The organism is Stutzerimonas sp. LR2, assembly GCF_055755175.1.
Window position 1 is genome coordinate 178,352 of the sequence record NZ_JBVTRR010000004.1, and the last position, 21,406, is coordinate 199,757.

15 protein-coding genes are annotated in these 21,406 nt (G+C 64.7%); 8 read left to right on the plus strand and 7 right to left on the minus strand.

Going from position 1 to position 21,406, the window contains the following annotated elements; translation table 11 throughout:
* The first annotated feature begins 9 nt into the window (after positions 1–9).
* The 4 genes from fdnG to fdhE are packed head-to-tail and all read left to right on the plus strand — an operon-like array spanning position 10 to position 5,695.
* A complete protein-coding gene (gene fdnG, locus ACVRRC_RS15270) occupies positions 10–3,075 on the plus strand; it encodes a formate dehydrogenase-N subunit alpha (RefSeq protein WP_472997185.1) in 3,066 nt (1,021 codons plus the stop codon).
* A gap of 10 nt (positions 3,076–3,085) precedes the next feature.
* Entirely contained in the window at positions 3,086–4,024 is a 939-nt protein-coding gene (gene fdxH, locus ACVRRC_RS15275; RefSeq protein ID WP_011913290.1) for a formate dehydrogenase subunit beta, read from the plus strand.
* Positions 4,021–4,725 (plus strand): formate dehydrogenase subunit gamma, encoded by a 705-nt coding sequence (locus ACVRRC_RS15280; RefSeq protein ID WP_011913289.1) that lies wholly within the window; start codon positions 4,021–4,023, stop codon positions 4,723–4,725. Before fdxH ends, ACVRRC_RS15280 begins: the two co-directional genes overlap by 4 nt.
* A 22-nt stretch (positions 4,726–4,747) precedes the next feature.
* Complete coding sequence (gene fdhE / locus ACVRRC_RS15285) at positions 4,748–5,695, plus strand: formate dehydrogenase accessory protein FdhE (RefSeq protein ID WP_011913288.1); 948 nt, start codon at positions 4,748–4,750, stop codon at positions 5,693–5,695.
* A gap of 3 nt (positions 5,696–5,698) precedes the next feature.
* On the opposite strand, the gene ACVRRC_RS15290 is transcribed toward fdhE, so the two are convergent.
* Complete coding sequence (locus ACVRRC_RS15290) at positions 5,699–5,863, minus strand: hypothetical protein (protein ID WP_013982827.1); 165 nt, start codon at positions 5,861–5,863, stop codon at positions 5,699–5,701.
* 319 nt (positions 5,864–6,182) lie between these two features.
* Here ACVRRC_RS15290 and ACVRRC_RS15295 point away from each other — a divergent pair, with 319 nt between their 5' ends.
* The 3 genes from ACVRRC_RS15295 (at position 6,183) to glgB (ending at position 13,862) form a co-directional block, all read left to right on the plus strand.
* A complete protein-coding gene (locus ACVRRC_RS15295; protein WP_472997186.1) occupies positions 6,183–8,195 on the plus strand; it encodes an alpha-1,4-glucan--maltose-1-phosphate maltosyltransferase in 2,013 nt (670 codons plus the stop codon).
* A 134-nt stretch (positions 8,196–8,329) separates the two neighbouring features.
* A complete protein-coding gene (gene treS, locus ACVRRC_RS15300; RefSeq protein ID WP_472997187.1) occupies positions 8,330–11,656 on the plus strand; it encodes a maltose alpha-D-glucosyltransferase in 3,327 nt (1,108 codons plus the stop codon).
* Complete coding sequence (gene glgB, locus ACVRRC_RS15305; protein ID WP_014596729.1) at positions 11,649–13,862, plus strand: 1,4-alpha-glucan branching protein GlgB; 2,214 nt, start codon at positions 11,649–11,651, stop codon at positions 13,860–13,862. The genes treS and glgB overlap by 8 nt, the downstream gene beginning before the upstream one ends.
* Before the next feature lie 142 nt (positions 13,863–14,004).
* Here glgB and ACVRRC_RS15310 read toward each other — a convergent pair whose 3' ends face one another.
* The 6 genes from ACVRRC_RS15310 to ACVRRC_RS15335 all read right to left on the minus strand — a co-directional run bounded on the left by ACVRRC_RS15310 (position 14,005) and on the right by ACVRRC_RS15335 (position 20,451).
* A complete protein-coding gene (locus tag ACVRRC_RS15310) occupies positions 14,005–15,012 on the minus strand; it encodes a lysylphosphatidylglycerol synthase domain-containing protein (RefSeq protein ID WP_013982824.1) in 1,008 nt (335 codons plus the stop codon).
* On the minus strand, positions 15,009–16,253 hold the full coding sequence (gene clsB / locus ACVRRC_RS15315; protein WP_011913282.1) for a cardiolipin synthase ClsB: 1,245 nt from the start codon (positions 16,251–16,253) through the stop codon (positions 15,009–15,011). The genes ACVRRC_RS15310 and clsB overlap by 4 nt, the downstream gene beginning before the upstream one ends.
* A complete protein-coding gene (locus tag ACVRRC_RS15320) occupies positions 16,250–17,053 on the minus strand; it encodes an endonuclease/exonuclease/phosphatase family protein (RefSeq protein WP_011913281.1) in 804 nt (267 codons plus the stop codon). The genes clsB and ACVRRC_RS15320 overlap by 4 nt, the downstream gene beginning before the upstream one ends.
* A complete protein-coding gene (locus ACVRRC_RS15325) occupies positions 17,050–17,967 on the minus strand; it encodes a DUF72 domain-containing protein (RefSeq protein WP_011913280.1) in 918 nt (305 codons plus the stop codon). Before ACVRRC_RS15325 ends, ACVRRC_RS15320 begins: the two co-directional genes overlap by 4 nt.
* Positions 17,968–17,981: 14 nt before the next feature.
* On the minus strand, positions 17,982–19,235 hold the full coding sequence (locus ACVRRC_RS15330; RefSeq protein ID WP_472997188.1) for a zinc-dependent alcohol dehydrogenase: 1,254 nt from the start codon (positions 19,233–19,235) through the stop codon (positions 17,982–17,984).
* Between the two features lie 295 nt (positions 19,236–19,530).
* Entirely contained in the window at positions 19,531–20,451 is a 921-nt protein-coding gene (locus ACVRRC_RS15335) for a LysR family transcriptional regulator (protein ID WP_017244535.1), read from the minus strand.
* Positions 20,452–20,555: 104 nt separating this feature from the next.
* Here ACVRRC_RS15335 and ACVRRC_RS15340 point away from each other — a divergent pair, with 104 nt between their 5' ends.
* Positions 20,556–21,383, plus strand: a complete 828-nt coding sequence (locus ACVRRC_RS15340; RefSeq protein ID WP_472997189.1) for a DODA-type extradiol aromatic ring-opening family dioxygenase — start codon at positions 20,556–20,558, stop codon at positions 21,381–21,383.
* The last annotated feature ends 23 nt before the right edge of the window (positions 21,384–21,406 follow it).

Genomic DNA, 21,406 nt, shown 5'->3' on the forward strand with positions numbered 1-21,406 from the left:
GAGATACCGATGACGGCACGAGTATCCCGGCGGCAGTTTCTCAAGTTCGGCGCAGCCGGATTGGGCGCTTCCAGCATGGCGATGATGGGGTTCGCCCCGCTGGAGGCGCTGGCCTCGGTGCGGCATTTCAAGCTCACCGGTGCGAAGGTCACCCGCAACATCTGCACCTATTGTTCGGTGGGCTGCGGCATGCTGCTGTACGCGCGCGGCGACGGCGCGATCAACAGCCATGACCATATCTTCCATGTCGAGGGCGACCCGGATCATCCGGTCAGCCGCGGTTCGCTCTGCCCACGGGGCGCCGGCGTGCTCGATTTCATCAAGAGCGATTCGCGGGTGCGCTACCCGCAGGTGCGCGAGCCAGGTACCGACGAGTGGAAGCGCATCAGCTGGGACGAGGCGCTCGACCGCATCGCCCGCCTGATGAAGGACGACCGCGACCGCAACTTCGAGACCCACGATGACCAGGGACAGCTGGTCAACCGTTGGATGACCACCTCCATGGTGGCGGCCTCGGCGTGCACCAACGAGACGGCCTACCTCACGCAGAAGATCTCCCGGGCGCTGGGTATTCTCAAACTCGACAACCAGGCGCGCGTCTGACACGGACCGACGGTGGCAGGTCTTGCCCCTTCATTCGGTCGCGGTGCCATGACCAACAGCTGGGTCGACATCCGCAATGCCAACATCATCCTGTCCATGGGCGGGAATTCGGCCGAGGCGCATCCGGTGGGCTTCCGCTGGGTCATGCAGGCCAAGGAGCGCAGCGACGCGATCCTGATCTCCATCGACCCTCGCTACAACCGCACCACTGCGGTGGCGGACTATCACGCCTGGATTCGCACCGGGACCGATATCGTCTTCCTCGGCGGGCTGATCAGCTACCTGATCGAGAACGATCGCTACGCCCACGAATACGTGCTGCACTACACCGATGCGGCGCACCTGGTGCGTGAAGGCTTCGAATTCAACGACGGGCTGTTCACCGGCTACGACGAGGAGCGCCACCAGTACGACAAGGCCACGTGGAACTTCGACCTGGACGAGCAGGGCTTCGTCCGTCGCGACGAAACGCTGCAGCACCCGCGCTGCGTGTTCCAGATGATGCGCAAGCATTACAGCCGTTACACGGTGGAGATGGTCGAGCGTGTCTGTGGCATGCCGCAGGCCAAGGTTCTGCAGCTTTGGGAACTGCTGGCGCAGAGCGCGGCGCCCGACAAGACCATGACCATCCTCTATGCCCTGGGCTGGACCCAGCATTCCATCGGCGCGCAGATGATCCGCACCGGCGCCATGGTCCAGCTGCTGCTGGGCAACATGGGCATGCCGGGAGGCGGGGTCAACGCGCTGCGCGGGCACTCCAACATCCAGGGGCTGACCGACATCGGCCTGCTCTCCAACCTGCTGACCGGCTACATGACGCTGCCGGCGGCTGGCGCCCAGCGCTATGAGGACTACATCCGGCAGAAGGTGCGCCAGCCGCTGTTGCCCAACCAGGTGTCGTACTGGAAGCACTACGAGCGGTTCTTCGTCAGCATGATGAAGGCGTTCTACGGTGATGCCGCCAGCGCCGAGAACAACTGGTGCTACGACTGGTTGCCGAAGCTCTCCGAGCCGCTGTACGACGTGCTCTATGCGGTCAACGACATGACCAAGGGCAAGATGACCGGCGCCTTCTGCCAGGGCTTCAACATCCTCGCGGCCTTCCCGAACAAGGCGAAGGTGCTGGATGGACTGTCGAAGCTCAAGTGGCTGGTGATCATGGATCCATTGGCCACCGAGACCGGCGAGTTCTGGAAGAACCATGGCGAGTTCAACGACGTCGATCCGAGCCAGATCCAGACCGCGGTGTTCCGCCTGCCGACCACCACCTTCGCCGAGGACGACGGCTCGATCACCAACAGCTCGCGCTGGCTGCAGTGGCACCACCAGGCGGCACCGCCGCCCGGCGAGGCGAAGACCGACACGGCGATTCTCGCCGGATTGTTCCACCGCCTGCAGAAGCTCTACCAGCAGGAGGGCGGCGCCTTCCCCGAGCCGATCCTCAACCTGACCTGGGACTACAGCGACCCGGCGCATCCCGCCGCGTCGGAGCTGGCCAAGGAATACAACGGCCGCGCGCTGGCGGACATCGATGACCAGGGGCGGATCATCCGTCGCAAGGGCGAGCTGCTCAACGACTTCGGCGAGCTGCGCGCGGACGGTTCGACGTCCTGCGGCTGCTGGATCTACTCGGGCGCCTGGACCGAGCAGGGCAACATGATGGACCGGCGCGACAACTCGGACCCTTACGACATCGGTGTCACCCTCGGCTGGGCCTGGGCCTGGCCGCTGAACCGGCGGATTCTCTACAACCGCGCGTCGGCCCGACCTGACGGCACGCCGTGGGACCCGAACCGTGCGCTGGTCTGGTGGAACGGCGAACGCTGGGTCGGTGCCGACGTACCGGACTACCCCGTGGCCGCGCCGCCGGAAGATGACGTCAAGCCGTTCATCCTCACCGAGAGCGGCACCGGGCACTTCTTCGCCAGCGAGTGGCTAGGCGAGGGGCCGTTCCCCGAGCACTACGAGCCGCTGGAATCGCCGATCCCCAACAATCCGCTGCACCCCGACAATCCGCTGGCCTACCACAACCCGGTTGCCCGCATCTTCGCCGAAGATCGACATACCTTCGGCACCTACGAAGAGTTTCCGTATGCGGCGACCACCTACCGCCTCACCGAACACTTCCACTACTGGACGACCCACGTGCTGCTCAACGCCATCGTCCAGCCGGAAAAGTTCGTCGAGATCGGCGAGGTGCTGGCTGGCGAGCTGGGCATCGCCGCGGGGGAAAAGGTGCGGGTGCGCTCCAAGCGCGGGCATATCGATGCGGTGGCGGTGGTGACCAAGCGCCTGCGTCCGCTGCAGGTGGACGGGCGCACCGTGCATCAGGTCGGTATCCCGATCCACTGGGGCTTCACCGGTGTGGCGAGAAAGGCTCACCTGACCAATACGCTGACCCCCTTCGTGGGCGACGGCAACACCCAGACCCCGGAATTCAAGTCGTTCCTGGTGAACGTCGAGAAGCTATAGGAGACGCCTGATGCGAGGTGACCAGATCAACCTGCAGAACATCATCGCGCGTTCGGCGACCACCGAGCCTTCGCCGCAGATCCGCTCCGGCGGCGTGGAGAAGGTGACCAAGCTGATCGACGTGTCGGTGTGCATCGGCTGCAAGGCCTGCCAGGTGGCGTGCATGGAATGGAACGACCTACGCGACGAGGTCGGCGAATGCGACGGCACCTACAATGCCCCGCAGGACCTGACCCCGTCGTCGTTCGAGGTCATGCGCTTTTCCGAGTACGAGAACGAGGAAGGCGACCTGGAGTGGCTGATCCGCAAGGACAACTGCATGCACTGCGCGGACCCGGGCTGCCTGAAGGCCTGCCCGTCGCCCGGTGCCATCGTGCAGTACGCCAACGGCATCGTCGACTTCAATTCCGAGCACTGCATCGGCTGCGGCTATTGCGTGGCCGGGTGCCCCTTCAACATCCCGCGCATCTCGAAGAAGGACAACAAGGCCTACAAGTGCACGCTCTGCTCCGACCGCGTCTATCACGGTCTGGAGCCGGCCTGCGTGAAGAGCTGCCCGACCGGCTCGATCCAGTTCGGCACCAAGGAGCAGATGCTTGACTACGGCGCGCATCGGGTCGAGAAGCTCAAGGAGCGTGGCTTCGAGAACGCCGGCATCTACGACCCGGCCGGCGTCGGCGGCACCCATGTGGTCTACGTGCTGCAGCATGCCGACAAGCCGGAGATCTACAGCGGCCTGCCGAAGGACCCGCATATCAGCCCGACGGTGGAGCTGTGGAAGGGCGTGACCAAGCCGATCATGTCCGCGGTACTGGGCGTCTCGGTGCTGGCCGGCTTCTTCCACTACATGACCAAGGGACCGAAGGAAGAACCGGAGGACGACCCCGAGGCGGAAAACGCCGCGGCGGACCGTGAACAGGATCTGCGTGACGAGGAGCGGCGGCCATGAGTCATTCCAACGTACGCAAGGGCATCCTGCGCTATGGCCCCTGGGCGCGGGCCAATCACTGGATCGTCGCGATCTGTTTCGTGCTGCTCACCCTGAGCGGACTGGCGCTGTTCTACCCGGCGTTCTTCGGCCTAACCGCGCTGTTCGGCGGGCCGGAGCCGACGCGCATCGTGCACCCGTACATCGGTGTGTTCATGACGCTGTTCTTCCTGATCCAGGCGGTGCGTTTCTTTCGCGCCAATCTGTTCCGCCGCTACGACGTGCAATGGGCGCGGCAGATCGGCGACGTGTTGTCCAACCGGGACGAGCGCCTTCCGCCGGTGGGGCAGAACAACGCCGGGCAAAAGCTGGTGTACTGGGTGTTCCTGGCCACGGTACCAGTGCTGCTGGTAACCGGTGTGGTGCTCTGGCGGCCCTGGGTGGCCAGTGAAATGCCGATCTGGGCGCTGCGCTGGGCGGCATTGATCCACGCGCTGACGGCCTTCGTCGCCATCCTCACGCTGATCATCCACGTCTACTCGGCCATCTGGGTCAAGGGCTCGATCCGCGCGATGACCCAGGGCCGGGTCAGCCCGGCCTGGGCCCGGCATCACCACAAGCTCTGGTACGACGAGGTCATGGCCGGCGAGAAACGTGGCGACGAGACGGCCTTGCCCCATCGCGAGCCCGGCGATGCCGCGGCGTCCAGACCCCGAACATGACTGACCAACAAGGGAATCGAGCATGAAAGGAAAACGCGGCCCCGCGAGCCACGAATTCGGCAGCGCACCCACCACCATCATGGAACCGCCGCAGGTAGTCCTGCCGGACGACCAGTTGTTCAGCCGCCGTGCGCTGCGCCTGCGCGAGCTGATGGTCATGGTGCCGGCGCTGGACGAGTTTCTCGACTTCATGGCGCGCCTGGCGCAGGCCCAGCATCAGGTCCTGAGTGGGCGCGAACCGTCCTGGCGTCCGGCGCCGGATGCCTTCGATCAGGCTTTGGAGCATCGCATGCCGCCGCTGGGCTTTCGTGCGTTGCGCCGCGATCTGGACTGGCAGGGTGATCTGCGCTCGATCCTCGATGCGCTGGCGCTGCACGTCGGTGAGCGGCAGAGACCGCTGCTGCAAGCCCTGCGTGACGCGAATGCCGATGCACTGCAGGCGATCGCCGAGGATGTACTGGAACAGCGCGCCGGCAGCGCCGATATCCGCGGGCTGATGCCGCTGGTGGCAGCCGCGCTGCAGGTGGCCTGGGTGCGCCTGGCGGCGGCCTTGCCACGTCCGCCAGCGCAACCGCTGGCCGAGGCGCGGGCCTTGTGCCCGTGCTGTGGCTCGCCGCCCGTAGCGAGCGTGGTGCACAACGAACCGTATCGCAGCGGCGTGCGCTTCCTGCACTGCGCGCTGTGTGCAACGGAATGGCACCTGGAGCGGGTCAAGTGCAGCAACTGCGAGACGGGTGGGCAGCTGCTCTATCTGGGGCTGGACGATGAGCAGGGCGAGCCATTCTTGCCGGTACAGGCGGAAGCCTGCGGCGCCTGCGAAAGCTACCTGAAGATCGTGCTGCGGCAACTGCAGGGCCGCGCTGACCCGGTCGCCGACGATCTTGCCAGCCTGCCGCTGGACCTGATGCTGGCCGACGAGGGCGTCTATGCCAGAAGCGGCTACAACCCCCTGCTGGTCTTTGGCGAGTAGCACTCAGGCCGGCTGCGCGCTATCGGCATCCACCACCGTCTGGTTGCCATAGGGGGAGCCGGGTTTGTGCTCGTCCAGCTCGTCGGCACAGGGTACCTGCGGCACGTCGCCCGGCTGGTCGTGCACGATCGGGTCGGGCTGTGGCACATCGGGGCGTGCATGCGTCATGGTCGTCCTCCTCCTTTTCTGGGGTTTGCGACTGTGCTGAACGTTCTTCATTGAGGGGCGCCACAGGGCAGCGGTTCCGGCCAGACGTCGGCTCTCCAGCGCCCGGCGACAGCCGGCTGCAATCGCTCCTGCGGGCCGGTCGACCGGCCGCCGGACGGGCTGCCTGGCGGCCGGAAAACGCTGAACTTTCCCCAGCCCCTCGGCTCGGAAGATAGAGCCGACAAAAACCGCCATCCGCGGGTCGGCACCCGAACCGCACGATGACGCATCCAGAGGCGGCTCGGGCAATCCGAACCCTTGCGCCTCAGGAGCCCGTTCGATGAGCGATGCACAGCCCAACGCGACGATTCACCCTCGACTCGAACAAGCCTTGCAGATGCCGCGCATCGCCATCGAATCCACCTTGCCGGTGGTGGATGACGGTCGCTTCGCCGCCAAGGCGATCATCGGCCAGCCGGTGATGGTGACCAGCCGGATCTTCGCCGATGGGCACGACCAGCTGGCCGCCGCCGTCTGTTGGCGCGAGAAAGGCGAGAGCAACTGGCGCCGCGCGCGATTGAAGCTGCTCGGCAACGACAACTGGCAAGGCCAGTTCACCCCGACCCAGGTGGCCGAACACGAGTTCGTCATCGAGGCCTGGTGGGACGTGTTCGAAAGCTATCGCTACGAGCTGTCGAAGAAGCACACCGCCGGCGTGCCGGTTCAGCTGGAGCTGGAAGAGGGCCGGCTGCTGCTGGAGAAGGCCGTAGCGCGCGCCCAGGGCGAGAACCGCGCGATCCTCGACGACCTGCTGCACCGGCTGGGCTCGGCGCACCTGGAAGACGAACGCGTGTCGCTGTTGCTGGCGGCGGAAACCGCTGCAGCCATGGCCGCGGCCGACCCGCGCGAGCACTGCAGTCGCAGCCCGGTCTATCCGCTGGATGTCGAACGTCCGCTGGCCCAGTTCGCCAGCTGGTACGAACTGTTCCCGCGCTCGGAGACCGATGACCCCAATCGACACGGCACCTTCCGCGACGTGCACAAGCGTCTGCCAGCGATCCGCGACATGGGCTTCGACGTGCTGTATTTCCCGCCGATCCACCCCATCGGGCGCCAGCACCGCAAGGGTCCGAACAACAGCCTGCAAGCCGGCCCGAACGACCCGGGCAGCCCCTATGCCATCGGCAGCGAAGAGGGTGGTCACGACGCCATTCACCCGCAGCTGGGCGCGCTGAGCGATTTCCGCGAACTGGTGGCTGCGGCCCGCGAGCATGGCCTGGAGATCGCTCTGGACTTCGCCATCCAGTGCTCCCAGGACCACCCCTGGCTCAAGGAGCATCCGGGCTGGTTCTCCTGGCGCCCGGACGGCACCATCAAGTACGCCGAGAACCCACCGAAGAAATACCAGGACATCGTCAACGTCGACTTCTACGCCGAGGACGCCATGCCCGACCTCTGGATCGCGCTACGTGACGTGGTCTGGCACTGGGTGGAGCAGGGCGTGAAGATCTTTCGCGTCGACAACCCACACACCAAGCCGTTGCCGTTCTGGGAGTGGCTGATCGCCGATATACGCGAGCGCGACCGCGACGTGATGTTCCTCTCCGAGGCCTTCACCCGCCCGGGCATGATGGCGCGCCTCGGCAAGGTCGGCTTCAGCCAGAGCTATACCTATTTCACCTGGCGCAATACCAAAGCGGAGCTTTCCGAGTACTTCAGCGAGCTGAACGAGCCGCCGCTGCGCGACTGCTACCGGCCGAACTTCTTCGTCAATACACCGGACATCAACCCGTTCTTCCTGCAGGACTCCGGTCGCGCCGGTTTTCTGATCCGCGCGGCACTGGCAACCATGGGCTCGGGGCTGTGGGGCATGTACTCGGGCTTCGAGCTGTGCGAGTCGGCGGCGATTCCGGGGAAGGAGGAGTACCTGGATTCGGAGAAGTATCAGATCCGGCCGCGCAACTATCAGGCGCCGGGCAACATCGTGGCCGAGATCGCCCAGCTCAACCGTATCCGCCGGCAGAACCCGGCGCTGCAGACGCACCTGGGTTTCAAACCCTACCTGGCGTGGAACGACAACATCCTCTACTTCGGCAAGCGCTCGCCGGACCTGTCCAACTTCATCCTGGTGGCCATCAGCCTCGATCCGCACAACGCGCAGGAAGCGCATTTCGAACTGCCGTTGTGGGAGCTCGGCCTGCCGGACGACGCGCATACACAGGGCGAAGACCTGATGAACGGGCATCGCTGGACCTGGTACGGCAAGACCCAGTGGATGCGTATCGAACCGTGGCATCTGCCATTCGGAATCTGGCGCCTGACTGCCCAGCGACCGGACCCCGACCTCAAGTAGTTTCTCGGATGTGGCTGGAATCTGTAGAAAATCAGCATGTTGCATTGATTTGTTGATGTTGGTTCCAGCTGCAGTTTCGTCGTTGCCCGGGCTGCGAACGACCGCGGCCCTTCATTGCGACAGGAATGAACAACATGGCAAAACCGCGCAAACCGGCCGCATTCATCAAGGATCCGCTCTGGTACAAGGACGCGGTGGTGTACCAGGTGCACCTGAAATCCTTCTACGACTCCAACAATGACGGCGTTGGTGACTTCGTCGGGCTGATCGAGAAGCTGGATTACATCGCCGACCTGGGCGTGAACACCATCTGGCTGCTGCCGTTCTATCCCTCGCCGCGGCGTGACGATGGCTACGACATTGCCGATTACCGCGGCGTGCATCCCGAGTACGGCAACATGGCCGATGCACGGCGCTTCATTGCCGAAGCGCACAAGCGCGGGCTGCGGGTGATCACCGAGCTGGTCATCAACCACACATCGGACCAGCACCCCTGGTTTCAGCGGGCGCGCAAGGCGAAGAAGGGCTCGGCGGCGCGCAATTTCTACGTCTGGTCCGACACCGACGACAAATACCAGGGCACGCGGATCATCTTTCTCGACACCGAGAAGTCCAACTGGACCTGGGACCCGGTGGCCAAGCAGTACTTCTGGCACCGCTTCTATTCCCACCAGCCGGATCTGAACTTCGACAACCCGCAGGTGATGAAGGCGGTACTGGCCGTCATGCGCTTCTGGCTGGACATGGGCATCGACGGTCTGCGCCTGGACGCGATTCCCTACCTGGTCGAGCGTGACGGCACCAACAACGAAAACCTGCCCGAGACCCACGCGGTGCTCAAGGCCATCCGCGCCGAGATCGACGCCAACTATCCCGATCGCATGTTGCTGGCCGAGGCCAACCAGTGGCCGGAGGATACCCAGCTGTATTTCGGCGGCGAAGACGGCGGCCCTGGCGACGAATGCCACATGGCGTTCCACTTCCCGCTGATGCCGCGCATGTACATGGCCATCGCCCAGGAAGACCGCTTTCCGATCACCGACATCCTGCGGCAGACGCCGGACATCCCGGACAACTGTCAGTGGGCGATCTTCCTGCGCAACCACGATGAGCTGACTCTGGAAATGGTCACCGATCGCGAGCGTGACTATCTGTGGAACTACTACGCCTCGGACAAGCGGGCACGCATCAACCTCGGCATCCGTCGGCGTCTGGCCCCGCTGCTGGAGCGCGACCGTCGCCGCATCGAACTGCTCAACAGCCTGCTGCTCTCCATGCCGGGCACGCCGGTAATCTACTACGGTGACGAGATCGGCATGGGCGACAACATCTTCCTCGGCGATCGCGACGGTGTGCGCACGCCCATGCAGTGGTCGGTGGACCGCAACGGCGGTTTCTCCCGCGCCGACCCGCCGAACCTGGTGCTGCCGCCGGTGATGGACCCGCTCTACGGCTACTACACCATCAACGTGGAGGCGCAGCAGCGCGACCCGCATTCGCTGCTGAACTGGACACGGCGGATGCTCACCATCCGCAAGCAGTTCAAGGCCTTCGGCCGCGGCACGCTGAAGATGCTGGCGCCGAGCAACCGGCGCATCCTGGCCTATCTGCGCGAATTCACCGGGCCGGATGGCCAGACCGAGATCATCTTCTGCGTGGCCAATGTCTCGCGTTCGGCCCAGGCGGCGGAACTGGAAATGTCGCAGTACGCCGGCATGGTCCCGGTGGAGATGGTCGGCGGCAGCGCCTTTCCACCCATCGGCCAGCTGCCCTACCTGCTGACGCTGCCGCCCTACGGGTTCTACTGGTTCCAGCTGGCGCCCACCAACCAGATGCCCAGCTGGCATCAGGAGCCGGTGGAGACCATGCCGGACTTCCAGACCCTGGTACTCAAGCGCCTCGACACCCTGACCGCCGCCAATCGACGCACGCTGGAAGCCGAGTCGCTGCCGGCCTATCTGCCGAAGCGGCGCTGGTTCGCGGCCAAGGATGTGGCAATCGACTCGATCCGCATCAGCTACTGCATACCCTTCGGCGACCCGAACCGGCCGGTGCTGCTCAGCGAACTCTGCGTGGAATCGGCCGGGCGCAGCGACCTCTACCAGTTGCCGCTGGGCTTCCTCGACGAGTCTGATTTCGGCACCGCGCTGCCCCAGCAGCTGGCATTGGCCCGAGTACGCCGCGGCCCGCAGGTGGGGTTGATGACCGATGCCTTCGCCCTCGAGCAGTTCAGCGCCGCTGTGATCCAGGGACTGCGCGACGAGCGGGTGTTGCCGTGCAGCGACGGTGAAATCCGCTTCGTGCCGATGCCGCAACTGGACGATCTGCAGTTGCCGGAGCAGCCCGAGGTACGATTCATTTCGGCAGAGCAGTCCAACAGTTCGGCGATCATCGACAACAAGGTGATGATCAAGCTGCTCCGTCGCGTGGCAGCGGGGATTCACCCTGAACTGGAAATGGGCGGGTTCCTCACCGCGCGCGGTTTCGCCCATATTTCCGGCATGCTCGGGCAGGTCAGCCGGATCAACAAGCAGGGCGAGCCGGTGGCGCTGATGGTGATCCAGCACTTCCTCGACAGCCAGGGTGACGCCTGGGTCTGGTCGCTGAACAACCTCGACCGCGCCGTACGCGACGAAATCGCCGGCGGTGTATCGATGCACGAGAACCAGTTCAGTGCCCTCGACGAGTTGCAGGCCTTTAACCGGCTGCTCGGGCAGCGTCTGGGCGAGATGCACATGGCCCTGGCAGCGGACACCGACGATGCCGCATTTGCCTACGAAATCACCAGCCCGGCGAACGTCGAGCAGTGGGCGCAGAGCATCAGCGCCCAGCTCGAGCAGGCACTGCAGCGGATCGACGAACACCGTTCCACTCTCGAGCGCAGGGATGCCGCCGCGGTGGGGCAGCTGCTCCAGCGCCGCGATCAGCTGCTCGCACAAGTGAAACGTCTGGCCGCTAGAACGGTGGGGGGCGTGCGCACCCGCGTGCATGGCGACCTGCACCTCGGGCAGGTTCTGGTGGTGCAGGGCGATGCGTACTTCATCGACTTCGAGGGCGAGCCGGCCCGTTCGCTGGACGAACGACGGGCGAAACACAGCCCGTTCAAGGATGTCTCAGGCTTGCTGCGCTCGTTCGAGTACGCCGCAGCCATGACCATTCGTGGTGCACAGGTCAGCGACAGCACGCCGGAGGCCGACCAGGCTCGCCAGCGCATTGCCGCGAGCTACCAGCGCAGCGCACAACAAGCCTTCCTCGATGCGTACCGCGATGCCACCCGGGAGCTGCCACATGCCTGGCAGGAGCAGGATGGCGCGAATGCTGCACTGCTGCTGTTCAGCCTGGAGAAATGCGCGTACGAGATCGTTTACGAAGCGGAGAACCGTCCGACCTGGTTGCCCGTCCCGCTACAGGGGCTGATGGCCCTGGCACAACAGCTTTTCGATGGAGATTCCAATGACTGATCGCCCGGCCCTGACCATGCCAGGGGAAACCCTGATGCCTAGTGACGCCGATGTAGATGCTCTGGTGCGAGCCGAGCATGGCAACCCGTTCTCCATTCTTGGGCCGCACCCCGATGGCGAAGCAATGGTGGTGCGCGCCTACCTGCCCAACGCATTGGGCGCGGAAGTGCTGGACCGCAACCAGCAATTGCTGACGGTGATGGAGCAGGGCCAGGTGCCCGGCTTCTTCGTCGCCCGTCTGACTCACCAGCAACCCTACCTGCTGCGCATCCGCTGGGCCGGTGGTGAGCAGATCACCGAAGACCCGTACAGCTTCGGTCCGCAGCTGGGCGAGCTGGACATGCATCTGTTCTCCGAGGGCAACCATCGGCAGATCGGCCGGGTGTTCGGTTCCCAAGTGATCGAGGTCGACGGAGTGCAGGGTGTGCGTTTCGCCGTATGGGCACCCAATGCGCGGCGCGTCTCGGTAGTCGGCAGCTTCAATGGCTGGGACGGACGCCGACACCCGATGCGGCTGCGCTTTCCGTCCGGCGTATGGGAGCTGTTTATTCCGCGCCTGCAGCCCGGCGATACCTACAAGTACGAGATTCTCGGCCCCAACGGCATCCTGCCGCTGAAGGCTGATCCCGTCGCACTCGCCACCGAGCATCCGCCGGGAACCGCATCGGTCATCGCCCGGCCACTGGATTATCAGTGGAAGGACCAGGCCTGGCTGCAACAGCGGTCCGCGCGCCAGTCACTCGAGGCGCCGATGAGCATCTACGAGCTGCATGCCGGATCGTGGCGCCGCGAAGGTGGCGACGACGGGCGAATGTACAACTGGCACGAGCTGGCCGAGCGGCTGATCCCTTACGTGGTGGACATGGGCTTCACCCATATCGAGCTGATGCCGATCATGGAGCACCCGTTCGGCGGCTCCTGGGGTTACCAGCTGCTTTCGCAGTTCGCCCCCAGCGCGCGCTACGGTAACGCCCACGACTTCGCCGAGTTCGTCGACGCCTGCCACAACGCCGGTATCGGCGTGATCCTCGACTGGGTGCCGGCGCATTTCCCCACCGACGCTCATGGCCTAGGCGAGTTCGATGGCACTGCGCTGTACGAGTACGCCCACCCGTTCGAGGGCTTCCACCAGGACTGGGATACCTACATCTACAACCTCGGCCGCACCGAGGTGCACGGCTTCATGCTGGCCTCGGCGTTGCATTGGCTGCGCGAGTTCCACGTCGATGCGCTGCGCGTGGATGCGGTGGCCTCGATGCTCTACCGGGATTATTCGCGCAAGGACGGCGAATGGATTCCCAACCGCCATGGCGGGCGCGAGAACCTGGAGGCGATCGATTTCCTTCGTCACCTGAACGATGTGGTGGCCACCGAGACCCCCGGCGCGCTGGTGATCGCCGAGGAGTCCACCGCCTTTCCCGGCGTCAGCAAGCCGACCAGCGAAGGTGGGCTGGGCTTTTCCTACAAGTGGAACATGGGCTGGATGCACGACACGCTCAAGTACATTCAGGAAGATCCGATCCACCGGCAGTACCATCACGACAAGCTGACCTTCGGCATGGTCTACGCCTATTCCGAGCATTTCGTGCTGCCGATCTCCCATGACGAGGTGGTGCACGGCAAGGGCTCGCTGATCGACAAGATGCCGGGCGACCGCTGGCAGAAGTTCGCCAACCTGCGCGCCTACCTGTCATTCATGTGGACCCACCCGGGCAAGAAGCTGCTGTTCATGGGCAGCGAGTTCGGTCAGTGGCGCGAGTGGAACCACGACCGCGAGCTGGATTGGCATCTGCTGGAAGACGCTGATCACCGTGGCGTGCAGAACCTGGTGCGCGACCTTAACCGCCTGTATAGCCAGGAGTCGGCGCTGCACGAACTGGACAGCGACCCGCGCGGTTTCCAGTGGCTGATCGGCGACGATCGCGCCAACAGCGTATTCGCCTGGCTGCGCAAGAGTTCGACCGGCCATCCGCTGCTGGTGGTCGGCAACTTCACCCCGGTGGTGCGCGAGGGCTATCGCATCGGCGTGCCGGTGGATGCCAGGTGGCTGGAGGTGTTCAACAGCGACGCCGAGTGCTACGGCGGCTCCAATACCGGCAACGGCGGCGGCATCCTGGCCGAGCCGGTGGAGAGTCACGGCGAGAAGGTTTCGCTGTCGCTGACCCTGCCGCCGCTGGGCGTGCTGGTATTGCGACCGCAGGTCTGAAGGCTGCAGCGATGAAGAACGCCGCTCGGGGCAACCTGAGCGGCGTTTTTTTAAGAGGTGAATTCAACAGCTTGTTAACGCGTGGCGGCGGGCTGCACAGCGATGCGCGATCAAGACCGCGTCCCACAGATGCCGCGGTCCCTCAGCCCGTTTCCTGGGAAACCGGCTCCTGGTCACCGGCCTGGTTGCTGCTGCGCAGCTTCTTTGCCCGCGCTTCGAGCACCACGTAGACCAGTGTGGCGAACAGCAGCGGGATCAGGAAGTAGATCACCCGATAGCCGATCAGGCCGCCGACGATGGCGCCCTTGCTCATCTCGTCGGCGAGCATGGCGACGAACACCGCCTCGATCACCCCGAGCCCGGCGGGAATGTGGGCGACCACGCCGGCGATGCTGCTGATCATCAGGATGCCCAGCACCTCGGGATAGTCCGCCTGCTGCGACAGCATGTAATAGACCACCAGCGCCATCAGCGACCAGTTGGCCGCCCCGAGGACCAGCTGGATCAGCGCCAGGCGCAGCGATGGCAGCTGGATCTCGTGGCCGCGGATGGTCCAGGAACGCCGTCTGGAAAAGCCGCACAGGCCCAGGTACACCACGCACGCCACCAACAGGCCACCGCCTACCACGCGCAGGGCGGTGAAGCCGATCTCCCAGCTGGCCGGAGGCTCGATCCAGCCCATGGCGAAGATGAGCCCTGCCAGCCACATGTAGCCCAGCCAGTTGGTCAGGATGCTCATGGTGAACACCCGCGTGATCTGCGCGGGCTTCAGGCCAAGGCGCGAGTACAGGCGAAAGCGCAGGGCGATGCCGCCCACCCAGGCGCTCAGGTTGAGATTGAAGGCATAGCAGACGAAGGTCACCGGAAGGATCTGCCGGACCGGCAGGTCGTGGCGCGCATAGCGTTTACCCAGCACATCGAAGAAGCAGTACACGACATAACTGCCGAATGCCGCCGCTCCCGCCATCCACAGGGTCTTCGCCTGGTAGTTGCGCAAAGTGTTGTAGACCTCCTGCCAGTCGAGGTTGCGCGCCAGGCCGATCAGCAGGCCGGCAACCAGCGCGAAGAAGACGTACGTCAGGATCTTCTTGATCAGCGGCCAGCGACGGCGCCAGCCGCTCTTCGCCTCGCCCTGGGTGGTCTCGCTCATCGTTGTTCTCGCTGAATGGGGGCGGGCACGGTATCGAGTGGCGATGCGTCGGCGTCGATCAGCTCCAGGCGCGGCTTGTGCTCGGGGAACAGGTTCACCAGTCCAGGGAAGTGCCGCAGGAAATGGAAGATCAGAAACGCCAGCGGTGCGCGCCACCAGAAGCCGCGGATGATCCGTTCAAGGGGGATGCGCCGGCAGTCGGTCTGCAGCAGATGATCGAGCCGCTCGTGCAGGTGTCGATTGAACACGTGGTCGCGGATGATCAGGTTGGCTTCCAGATTCAGCGACAGGCTCAGCGGGTCGAGGTTGCTCGAACCCACCGTCGACCATTCGTAGTCAGCCAGCGCCACCTTGCCGTGCAACGGTCGGCGGCAGTATTCGTGAATTTCCACGCCGTCGCGCATCAGGTAGTTGTAGAGCATGCGCGCGCCGAACTTGGCGATGGGCATGTCCGGCTCGCCCTGGAGGATCAGCCGCACCCGTACACCGCGTCGCGCGGCATTGCGGATTTCCCGCAGTACGCGGTATCCGGGAAAGAAATAAGCGTTTGCAATCAATAACCTGGAGCGGGCATCTCGAATCGCTTGCAGGTAGTGCTCTTCGATGTCGTTGCGGTGCTGATCGTTGTCGCGAACGACGAACAGTGCGCGTGCCTCGCCGCGGCTGATGCCGCCGTAGCCCGGCGTCTGCTGGCGCACGCGGCGTCGCCACCAGCGGTGCTGCGGCGGCTTGTTCGGGGCGATCTGGCTCAGGGCGAAGTGATGGATGTCGCGCACCACCGGGCCTTCCACCTGTAGGGCGTAGTCCTGCTTGGCAGCAGGGCCGAAGTCACCGAGGTGATCGGCAGAGAAGTTGATGCCGCCGATGAAGGCAACCTCGCCATCGACCACCACGATCTTGCGGTGCATACGGCGGAACACGTTGAGCCGGCGGCCGAGCAGACGCTTGCCGGGGTCGAACATGTGGATGCGTACGCCCACACGGGTCATGGCCGTAACGAACTCGCCATGCAGGTCGGCCGAGCCGTAGCCGTCGACCGTGACGTCGACGCTGGCGCCATTCTCTGCCGCAGCGATCAGGGCTTTCTGCAACTCGTTGCCGACCTTGTCCTGAAACAGGATGAAGGTTTCCAGCAACACCTCTTTCTTGGCCTGGGCGATGACCTCGAACACTCGAGGAAAGAACTCTTCGCCGTTTTCCAGTAACTGAAGGCGATTCCCGTCTCTCCAGTGGTAACTCATAGATGTATCTCCACCGCTAGGGGCAGATGATCGGACAAGTGCGTCCAAGGTTTGTTACCAAGTATTCGCGGCTTGTGACTGGTGGCATTGCGCACATAGATGCGGTCCAGGCGCAGCATCGGCCAGCGCGCGGGGAAGGTCTTGGCGACCTGACCGTGGGCGACGGCGAACACTTCGTGCAGGCCGGCGCAGCGGTCCAGGGTGTGCGTAGCCCGTAGCCGCCAGTCGTTGAAGTCACCGGCCACCACCACCGGGGCACCCTGGGGCAGCGAGTCGAGCAGGTTGCAGAGCAGCTCCAGCTGTTGCGCGCGATGCGACTCACGCAGCCCTAGGTGCACGCAGATGGCATGGAACTCCTCGTGCCCCGGCACTTGCAGCACGCTGTGCAGCAGGCCGCGACGCTCGGGGCCGGCGATGGAGATGTCGAGGTTCTCGTAGCGGATGATGGGAAATTTCGAGAGCAGGGCGTTGCCATGGTCGCCGTCGGGATAGACCGCATTGCGCCCGTAGGCGAAATCGGTCCAGATGCTGTCGGCGAGAAACTCGTACTGGGGCGTCTTCGGCCAGTTGTGAAAGCGCATCGCGTGCTTTTCGTGAGTGCCCAGCACCTCCTGCAGGAACACCACGTCCGCTGACACGCTGCGCACCGCTTCGCGCAGCTCCGGCAGGATGAAGCGGCGGTTGAGGGCGGTGAAGCCCTTGTGGGTGTTCACCGTGAGGATGCGGATCGAATTGACCGCCGTTGCCATGTGGGCATCGAGATCGGCGCTTTCGATGGGATGGTCTTTGTCCAGGGTCAAACCATTGCTCCTTCTAGTTGACCGGGCGTGGCCTGCAGCTGTTCGTCCAGGCCGAGCCGGCGCAGCAGTTGCCGCGCGTCGTAGGGCGCGCGAACCTTCACGTCGTTGTCAAAATAGCAGTACACGTCCCGCGAACGCCGGGCCCGCGGTTTCTTCTCGCTGATCAGCCGTGCGTCGTCGGGCTGGCTGCCCTCGCTCCAGCGTCTGATCCGCTGACACCAGTCATCCAGTGCGGCATCGGTGTAGCCGCTGGTGTAGAGCTCCTCGGCACCGTGCAGGCGGATGTAGACGAAGTCGCTGGTGAGGTCTTCCTGGTGCGGCCATTTGCCTGCGGTATCGGCCACCACCAGGGCGACCCGGTACTTGCGCAGCAGGTCGACGAAGGCGGGATCGACGAAGCTCGTGTGGCGGATCTCCACCGCATGGCGCATGGGGCGCTTGCGGTCGATGGCCAGGTAGCTGCGACCTTCCATGCGTGGTTCGCAACCCTTGGCGATAGCCAGCGCCGCTTCGCTGTCGTGGGGCAGCTGGCGGAGGAAGGATTCGAACAGCTCGGGATCGAACTTGAACGAGGGTGGGAACTGCCAGAGGATCGGCCCCATCTTTTCCTTGAGCTGGAAGATGCCCGAGGCGAAGAAGTTGGCCAGCGGCTTTTCCACCTCGTTGAGCCGGCGGATGTGGGTGATGTAGCGCGGCCCCTTGATGCTGAAGACGAAGCCCTCGGGCGTGTCCTCGTACCAGTCCGCGTAGCGCTCCGGGGTCTGCAGTGAATAGAACGAACCGTTGATCTCGATGCTGCTCACCGCCCGAGAGGCGAAACGCAGCTCCTTTTTCTGCGTCAGCCCCTTGGGGTAGAAGTCGCCGCGCCAGGGCGCGTAACGCCAACCGGAGATGCCGATGTGGATACCCGCCATGGCCTGCCCTCGGGTCAGCGTGGATTCTGCATGCTGGTCGGGTCGCTGGCGGGGAAGGTTTCGGCCACCGCCTCATCCAGCACCCGCTCTTCGCTGCCGCGCGCATCGCTGCGTTGCGGCTGCAGTTCAACCTTGATCCAGCCGTTCTGTCGTCGATCGAACGACTCGAAGGCCGCGATCACGTCGGTCATCGGCTTCACCTGGGTGAGGATCTTCGCCGGGTCGATACGCCGCGCCTGGACCATCTCGATCAGCCGCGGGATGTACTTGCGGTGGTGGCAGTTGCCCATGTTGATGGTGATGTTCTTGTTCATCGCCATGCCGATGGGGAAGGTCACCGCATCTGGCGGGTAGACGCCTATGATCGACAGCGTGCCGGCCTTGGCGATGCTCTGCACCGCCCATTCCAGCGCCTGGGAGGGAGCATCGCCGGGCTGCCAGAGCTGACCCTGAGCCGAGCTGGAGGTCGCCGCGGCGCCGCAGCAACCATGTTCGGCATCCACGCCCACGGCATCGATCACCCGGTCCACACCGATACCGCCGGTGAGCCGCTTGAGCGTCTCGACGGGGTCTTCGCGATCGAAGTTGATCGCCTCCGCGCCCTGGCGCTGCGCCATGCGCAGACGATCGTCATGGCGGTCGATGGCGAACACCCGGCCAGCGCCCAGCAGCTTGGCGCTGGCAATGGCGAACTGGCCCACCGGGCCGCACCCGAACACCGCCACGGTGTCGCCACTACCCACCTCGGCCATCTCGGCGCCGAAGTAGCCGGTGGGGAAGATGTCCGAAAGCAAAATCGCCTGATCGTCGCTGATCTCCGGTGGCAGTTTGACCAGTCCGATGTTGGCGAACGGGATACGGGCCTTCTCAGCCTGCAGACCATGGAATGGTCCGGTGGTCTGCGGACCGCCATAGAACGAGGTGCCGGCCTCCTTGCCGTTCGGGTTGGCGCCATCGCACTGGGCGAAGTAGCCGGCCCGGCAGTAGGAACAGTTGCCACAGGCGATGGTGGAGGGGATGACGACCCGATCGCCGATCTGCAGGTTGCGCACATCGGCGCCCAGGGCTTCGACGATGCCGACACCTTCGTGGCCGAGAATGGTGCCCGGCTGCATGCCGCTCACGGTGCCCCGCACGAAATGCAGGTCGGTGCCGCAGATCGCCGATGCGGTGATGCGCACAATGGCATCGGTGGGCGCCAGGATGCGTGGTTCCGGCACGTCTTCGAAACGGATATCGCCAACGGCGTGGTAGACAACAGCTTTCATGGTCACTCCATTGGCCCGGCTCGCGGACCGGGACGGATGCTGGCGGAGCGGACGAGCAGGCTGCACGGCGGGAAAGAAGACCGGCGCGAATGTTCGGATCGAAGGCTCCGCGGGGTACTGGAATACTCGCGCGCACGACGGGATTCGCCGGGCACATCTGTTCCGACTTTTCCCGGCGTTGGCGGTTCATCTTTTTCTGGTGCGGCGAGTTCGATGCGACGTGGGCTCGCCGCTTTCTAGGGGGGTAAGGCTGCTGCGGACGACTAGGGTGACCGGCTGAAGGCGGGAAGGGCGGTCAGGCGGGCGGCAGGCTCCAGGGCAGCTCGCCGGCAAAGGCGTCGACCAGGTAATCGATCATGACCCGGACCTTGGCCGGCGGCCGCCGGTCAGGCGGGTAGACCACATGAATGCCACCCAGCCCCATGCACGGCTGGTCCAGCTCCAGCGCCACCAGCTCGCCGCTGCGCAGGGCGGAGGCGACGATGAACTGCGGCTGATAGATCACCCCCTGGCCGCCCACGGCCGCCGCCACCAGCGCCTCGCCGTTGTTGGCGAGCAGGTCGCCGCTGACGGCGACGCGCAGCTCGGCGTGCTCGCCGAAGGCCCAGTGCTTGCCCCCCGCCAGCGCCGAAAGGCTGTAGCCCAGGCAGTTGTGCTGACCGAGGTCAGCGACACTGCGCGGTACGCCCCGCTGGTCCAGATAGCTCGGCGCGGCGCACACCAGCAGCGGGCAATCTGCCAGACGCCTGGCCTGCAAGGGACTGTCCTCGAGTCGGCCGATGCGCACGGCCATGTCCCAGCCACCATCGAGCAGGTCGACCTGACTGTCGGTCAGGCCCAGCTCCACCTTTACCGCCGGATGGCGGCGGCTGAATTCGGGGATCAGCGGGGCGATGAACTGCGTGCCGAAGGTCAGGGGCACGTTCATCCGTAGCAGCCCGGTGGCTTCCACCCGCTGGGAGGCGACGCTGGCTTCCGCCTCGTCGATCTCCGGGAGGATGCGCTGGCAAGCCTCCAGGTAGTTGCCGCCTGCCTCGGTCAGGCTCAGGCGGCGGGTGCTGCGATGGAAGAGCTTGACGCCCAGGCGACGTTCCAGCGCATCCACGTGCTTGCTGGCCATGGCCGGGGACATGTCCAGGTGCCGCGCTGCTGCCGACAGGCTTCCAGCGCTGGCAGCGCGAACGAACACACGCATGCCGGTGATGCGATCGAGCATGGTATTTCTCACTATCAGTAAAAGGTGTCGCCTTGTAATGCCAGGTTCTCGCACCTCTGAGTGTAAGCCATGATGCCTGCATATCCGTTCCGGGAGTTCATGCGATGACCTCTTTCAGCTCGTTGGGCGTCGGCCAGACCATGCCGACCCTGTTCGTACCGCACGGTGCCGGCCCTTGTTTCTTCATGGACTGGAACCCGCCAACCGCCTGGAATGCCATGGCGGACTTCCTCAAGGGCCTCGCCGCGAGGCTGCCGGCGAGGCCGACCGCCATCGTCCTGGCTTCCGGCCATTGGCTGCAGCCGACCTTCAGCGTGACCACGGCCGCACGCCCCACGCTGATTTACGACTATCACGGCTTTCCGCCGCACACCTACGAACTGCGCTACCCGGCACCGGGCGATCCGGCACTGGCCAGCCGAATCGCCGGCTTGCTCGACGGTGCGGCACTTGGCGGTCGTGAGGATGCCCAGCGTGGCTTCGACCACGGCATGTTCATCCCGCTGAAGCTGATGTTCCCGGACGCGGACATCCCGGTGGTGCAACTCTCGTTGCGCAGCGACCTCGACCCGCGGGCACACATCGAGGCCGGTCGCGCGCTGCACGCGTTGCGCGGCGAGGGCGTGCTGATCGTCGGCAGCGGCATGAGCTTTCACAACATGCGCGGCTATGGCGACCCGCGTTTCGCTCCGATTTCGGACGAATTCGATCATTGGCTCACCGCTGCGGTCGAACTGCCGCCCGGCGAGCGAGACCGGGCGCTGCAGCGCTGGGAAGATGCTCCGGCGGCGCGCCTGTGTCATCCGCCGAGGGCCGAGGAACACCTGATCCCGCTGCTGGTGGCTGCCGGCGCAGCGGGTGATTCGAACGGACGCAAGGTCTTCAGCGACCGCGTCATGCACACCACGCTGTCGGCCTACCGTTTTGGCTGACGCGCACATTTCATCGAGGGGAA

Coding starts and splice junctions, on each gene's coding strand:
- fdxH (WP_011913290.1), top strand. CDS start 3,086: ATGCGAGGTGACCAGATCAACCTGCAGAACATCATCGCGCGTTCGGCG.
- ACVRRC_RS15280 (WP_011913289.1), top strand. CDS start 4,021: ATGAGTCATTCCAACGTACGCAAGGGCATCCTGCGCTATGGCCCCTGG.
- fdhE (WP_011913288.1), top strand. CDS start 4,748: ATGAAAGGAAAACGCGGCCCCGCGAGCCACGAATTCGGCAGCGCACCC.
- ACVRRC_RS15290 (WP_013982827.1), bottom strand. CDS start 5,863: ATGACGCATGCACGCCCCGATGTGCCACAGCCCGACCCGATCGTGCAC.
- ACVRRC_RS15295 (WP_472997186.1), top strand. CDS start 6,183: ATGAGCGATGCACAGCCCAACGCGACGATTCACCCTCGACTCGAACAA.
- treS (WP_472997187.1), top strand. CDS start 8,330: ATGGCAAAACCGCGCAAACCGGCCGCATTCATCAAGGATCCGCTCTGG.
- glgB (WP_014596729.1), top strand. CDS start 11,649: ATGACTGATCGCCCGGCCCTGACCATGCCAGGGGAAACCCTGATGCCT.
- ACVRRC_RS15310 (WP_013982824.1), bottom strand. CDS start 15,012: ATGAGCGAGACCACCCAGGGCGAGGCGAAGAGCGGCTGGCGCCGTCGC.
- clsB (WP_011913282.1), bottom strand. CDS start 16,253: ATGAGTTACCACTGGAGAGACGGGAATCGCCTTCAGTTACTGGAAAAC.
- ACVRRC_RS15325 (WP_011913280.1), bottom strand. CDS start 17,967: ATGGCGGGTATCCACATCGGCATCTCCGGTTGGCGTTACGCGCCCTGG.
- ACVRRC_RS15330 (WP_472997188.1), bottom strand. CDS start 19,235: ATGAAAGCTGTTGTCTACCACGCCGTTGGCGATATCCGTTTCGAAGAC.
- ACVRRC_RS15335 (WP_017244535.1), bottom strand. CDS start 20,451: ATGCTCGATCGCATCACCGGCATGCGTGTGTTCGTTCGCGCTGCCAGC.
- ACVRRC_RS15340 (WP_472997189.1), top strand. CDS start 20,556: ATGACCTCTTTCAGCTCGTTGGGCGTCGGCCAGACCATGCCGACCCTG.